Below are 4,439 nucleotides of genomic sequence, written 5' to 3' on the forward strand. Positions count from 1 at the left end.
AAGTCGGATTATCTTCTCATGATAAAAAAATAGACCCTATCGGTACTTGTGTTGGCGAAAAAGGTTATAGAATTAAAAATATTTTAAACATTTTAAGAGGTGAAAAAATAGATTTATTTAAATGGAGATAGAAAATTATCTTTATCAAAATCCTTGCCAAAAGAACCAAAAAAGCTTTTGCTTTTAATAGATAAATATTTTATCTTGCTTTGTGTTTTGGGTCGTAGGCAACAATATAAAAACAAAAATTTTCATAAATACCATAAAGACGTTTTTGACGATCTAAAGGAATTTTATGTAAAGGATGATCACCAATTAAACTTAAAATATTTGAACCAAAAATTTTTTTTATTTCTTTGGGTAAATTCAATTTTTCTGTGTTTTGTGTCATTTTTTGCACTTCTTTAAATACGGATAGATTAATTGCGTTTTATTTAGCGATTTGTATTTGCCATTTTATTTACAATCAGCCCCCGTCCAAACCGGACAAGCAAGTTTCCAAGCATCCGGCTTTCAATAATTTACTCTCTCTCGAGAACTAATTTCCCCTCGCGGTTAATTAGCTATTTATTCTTATCGTTCTTGTTCTTTTGATATCATGTATTTGTTGATTGGTTATCTTGCGATGACAATCTTTACACAATACCTTTGTTCTTTTATTCATGATACTTTGGTAGTTCGCATTGCGGACCGTGCCAATGTGGTGAATTTGGAGTTGAGTTGTTTTGTCGCAGTTCTCACAATGTTCCGCTTTTAGGCGGTCAGTTAGATGTGTACGACTCTGGAATAAAAATCTATTGATGGTAATATCCGGATTTCCCTTATAGTTACGCATTTTTTTAATTTTATCCCAAGAGTAAACGTCCCATGGTTCGTATTGAGTCTTTCCTTTGTTAATATAGGAGATCCCCCCAAGTTGAACCTATATGGAATTTCTTTCGAACTCTGGCAATCGACGTTTTTCGTTTCCTTGCCAATGTTTTCAAACAGCTATCTTCAGCTAGATAATTTAGATAGGTTAAAACACCGAGATTATTGGCTAAACAAAAGTATTGGATAAATTCCTCTAACAATTGTTTGATAGGTTCTAATTATTTCTAATTCGTCTCGATCCGCTAATGTTTCGTCGTGTTTCACCTTTCCCTCTTTTAACCAATTATATTCATGTCCATATTCTTTGGCTTTCGCTTGGGGAATTTGGATTTGAAATTTACCGTTTAAGGAATTCTTTGTGGATTTCCTTGTACGGGTTTTATTGGTGGGATTTACCTTTACCATGTAGGATAGAAACCTAGTTCCTTTGCTGGCTTTAACAATCTTTGACTTATTCTTACTGATAGTAAGTTTTAAATCTTGCTCTAGCCATTGGACCACTTGATTCTTAATCTTCTCGGCTTGGTTATACTCGCCTTTGACACCAATGATAAAATCATCAGCGTAACGGATGTATTCGACTCTAAGTTTTGGATTTAGATTAAGAGAACTATCAATCCCCAGTTAATGGTGCTGGTTTTTAAGCCATGCTTTCTGATATTCTGGGTTGTTCTTCCTAATCGGCTTCCCTTCTTTAATAAGTTCCTCCATTTTTAGGTCGATGTCGTGTAAATATACATTCGCCAACAAAGGGGAAATAATTCCTCCTTGAGGAGAGCCTGATAAAGATTCGTATTTGATTCCATCTTTCATAAACCCAGCTTTTAGCCATTTGTTAATGGTTGAGAGGACTTTACTCTTTTTGATGAACCGATTTAAGGTTCTCATGAGAATTTCATGATTGATGGTATCAAAGTAGCCTTTTAAGTCAATTTTGATAATATAGTCAATCCCTTTTAAATCTTTGTTTAACGCGTTTGATCGCGTCATGACAAGATTTTTTTGGTTCTAAATCCAAAGCTCCATTCTAAAAAGATATTTTCAAAATAGGGAGCTAAGGCATTTTTGTATTAGCCGATCCTTGATAGTAGGTAGCCCTAGGGGTCTAGTTCCTTTATTATCACTAGGAATGAGAATTCTTTTAACTGGTTTGGGGTTATAACCATTATTGACGTATTTCTGATGGTATCTTTCTAGTTTCCTTAGATTAATTCCATCAATGGTTTCATTGTCAATACCCGGTGTTCCCGCGCTTTTGTTAGCCGCGATTCTTCAACGTATTATAAAAATTATTCATTCCCTGCTGGAGTTCTCTTTTTAAAGAGTAACCGTTTGATGAACGATATTGAATTTTATTCAATGTTCACGAAAGTTTAGTTTCTAGTGAAACTGTTGTTGACATCATTTATCAACTTCTTTCTTGATACCATCGAATAAATAATAAATTACTTTCTTCTTTCGCCCTATAAGAGTCATTAACTCTCTTCTCGGTAAGCCGATTAACTAAATTATTCCAAATTTAGGTTTACCCTTACGACTACTAAAAAGATGCTTTATCCTTGACCATCCGGGCTTTTATTTCCGGATTAATAAACTTAATTACTTGGTTTTAGGATTCTCCAAGTTACGCTAAATTTCTACCTTAATTCTTTAGGGGAAGTATCCTCTTTAGCGAGGCTGATTCCAGGTTTTCTTTATTTGATAAACTACTCAATACATACCATATATATTAGTAGACTCTGGACTGTTCGTTTCAGCAACTTCCGAAACAGGTCTCGCTATTACATCAATTTTCCTTCTTAGGCCATCTCAGGCTTCTCCATGGAATTATTTGGTGGCGGAGTCATCTTGACTAATTTGCTTTCGTCGCAACCCGCTTTTATGGTCTGCTCTAATCTGATATTCTTTCGTCTGCCAGACCGGCCATATCCTTTCAGAGTTTATCAGCTCTGGCTATTGGTTAAATAGCACGAAATTTAGGCCTCTTTGGCGCCCCGCCCACATAAACATAATAATTCTTTCTATCTCTTAAAAAAACAATTATAACAGCAAATTTTTAAAAAAATCTTTTATTCATGAATTTTTTTAATTTTTCTAATAATAGTAAAATAATTATCAAATTAAATTTAATAATTATTCATTAATAATTTGATGGATCAAATTCATTTAATTTAGATTGTAAATTGATATATCTTTTTTCTAAATTCTTAATTTTTTTTACTAATATTGAATGATTTGCAATAAATAGTTTGTATTTCGGAGTTTTGATAGGAATTACTTAAAATTTTATTGGCTATTTGATTTCTTTCATATGCATAACGCCGAATTTGTTCATTTATAGAATTTAAATTTTCAATATCATAGATTCTTCGGAAAAGTTTTTTTCATTTTGCATTCTAAATTATTCAATTTTTTTTGTAAGAAATCATCATCTAAATGATAAATGAAACAATATGAAAGTTTATTCATTAATTTTGTTTTTTCTAAATAAAGTTTAGCGATTTCATTCTTTATAGAAATTTCATCATTTAATTCTTCATCGCCATTACTCGATGATTGCTAATTATAAGTCCTAACAAAGTAAAAATAATTGAAAAAAAAATTTATTATTTTAAATTTATTTTGTAATTTCAACATTAATTAAATTTCCTTTAATTTTGATTCTTTAAATTTTAAAATATCAGAAATTAATTCTCATATTTTAGTTATTTTATATATAATAAACTATTCAATATTAAAGATTATATATCGATATCCTCTGGATTGCAATTCATATTAATTTGAGAGAAAGGTTATGAAATTGCATCTTATTTAATACAGATAGATTATTTGCGTTTCTTTGATAGTTAGCAAATATTACAAAACAGCTCCTATCCAAACGGTACGAGCAAGTTTTCCAGCACACCGCTTTCCCTAATTTATTCCCTTTCCAGGTTTAACTTCGTATCACCATTAGTTAACTGTTTATTGTAGTTTCTAGACTGTCCGTTTAAGCAACTTCCGAGATAGGTTTATATATTACATCAATTTTCCTTCTTAGACCATTGCAGGTTTCTCCATAGAATTATTTGGTGGCGGCGTCTTCTTGACTAATTTGCTTTCGTCGCAACCCGCTTTTATGGTCTGCTGTAATCTGGCATGATTTCGTCTGCCAGACCGACCATATCCTTTCAGGGTTTATCGGCCCTGGTTATTGGTTAAATAACACGAAATTTAGGCCTCTTTGGCGCCCATGCGGATTACAGATAATTTTTTTAAAAAATAAACTGTGAATCTTTTTTAAAAAATTTTTGAAAACGATGAATGTTAAAAAAGTTATTAGTTTCATTTAATATTTTATTAACTAAAATATTTGTTTTTTTCAATCCTGGCCCATCAATAACATAAATAAATCTATATTTTTTAAATTTATTAATAGTTCTACTAAATTCTAACATGCGATTTAATTCACTATTAATTTTAGAACCTGAAACATTGAAAAAACTACATTCCAAACAATAAGTCATTTCATTATGTTTGAAAACAAAATCTATTCTTTTGGTTTCAATTAATTCTGCTTCTTTTAA

2 protein-coding genes and 2 pseudogenes are annotated in these 4,439 nt (G+C 31.2%); 1 reads left to right on the forward strand and 3 read right to left on the reverse strand.

From position 1 onward, the window contains the following. A pseudogene (locus tag OC698_RS02600) lies at positions 1 to 131 on the forward strand (transcription termination factor NusA); the annotation flags it as partial. Positions 132 to 199: 68 nt separating this feature from the next. Here the strand turns inward: OC698_RS02600 and OC698_RS02605 are convergent. The 3 genes and pseudogenes from OC698_RS02605 to OC698_RS02615 all read right to left on the reverse strand — a co-directional run. Further along, positions 200 to 391, reverse strand: a complete 192-nt coding sequence (locus OC698_RS02605) for a hypothetical protein (RefSeq protein WP_304513156.1) — start codon at positions 389 to 391, stop codon at positions 200 to 202. A gap of 168 nt (positions 392 to 559) precedes the next feature. Further along, positions 560 to 2,233: pseudogene (locus tag OC698_RS02610) on the reverse strand (reverse transcriptase domain-containing protein). 1,894 nt (positions 2,234 to 4,127) lie between these two features. Continuing rightward, positions 4,128 to 4,439 (reverse strand): DpnII family type II restriction endonuclease (locus OC698_RS02615; protein ID WP_304513157.1); only part of this gene is annotated, 312 nt, incomplete at its 5' end.

The sequence above is a fragment of the Candidatus Phytoplasma gossypii genome (genome assembly GCF_030586975.1).
GTDB classification, from domain to species: domain Bacteria; phylum Bacillota_I; class Bacilli_A; order Acholeplasmatales; family Acholeplasmataceae; genus Phytoplasma; species Phytoplasma citri.